Genomic DNA, 671 nt, shown 5'->3' on the forward strand with positions numbered 1-671 from the left:
CGGATGAATTCCGCGGATGAATTCCGCGCCTTCCTGTCGGCGTACAAGGAAAGCGCCCAATGGGTCGTCGATCACCCCGACGAAGCGATCTCCATCCTGATGAACGACAGCCAGATCAGTTACGACGCCGCCAAGGACGCCTACGACTTCGCGAAGCCGGACTACTCGACCGACGGGCTCGTCGACAAGCAAGGCCTGCAGACCTGGCTCGACCTCACCGACAAATACGGGACGATCCACGACGGACTACCCACCGTCGACGCCCTCTACGACCCGACCTACGCGCACAACGCACCGTGACCGACGCGCATGCTCACCAACGAGCAACGCCGGACGAGGACTGACATGACTGATTTCGAACGGCTCCGTGCCACCCTGCCCACCGGTCTGTGGATCGACGGCGCCCAGACCGACCCGATCGACGGCGGCACCTTCCCGGTGTACGACCCGGCAACGGGAACCCTCATCGCCGACGTCGCCGATGCCGGTGGCAAGGACGCGATGCGCGCACTGGACTCCGCCGCGGCGGTCCAGGAGGAATGGGCGGCCACCGCACCCCGGCAGCGGTCGATCATCCTGCGGTCGGCGTGGGAGAAGGTCATCGAGCGCACCGACGACCTCGCGCTGCTCATGACGATGGAGATGGGCAAGGCCCTGCCGGAGAGCCGCGG

Annotated in this window: 1 protein-coding gene and 1 pseudogene; both read left to right on the forward strand. The window is 66.0% G+C overall.

Annotation, left to right across the window (positions count from 1 at the left end; translation table 11 throughout):
• Positions 1-300 (forward strand): annotated as a pseudogene (locus tag AC1DWT_RS51735) (ABC transporter substrate-binding protein); the annotation flags it as partial.
• Between the two features lie 45 nt (positions 301-345).
• A partial coding sequence (locus tag AC1DWT_RS51740) for an aldehyde dehydrogenase family protein (protein ID WP_477926337.1) occupies positions 346-671 on the forward strand: 326 nt, incomplete at its 3' end.

This window comes from Rhodococcus sp. P4_B6 (genome assembly GCF_056402215.1).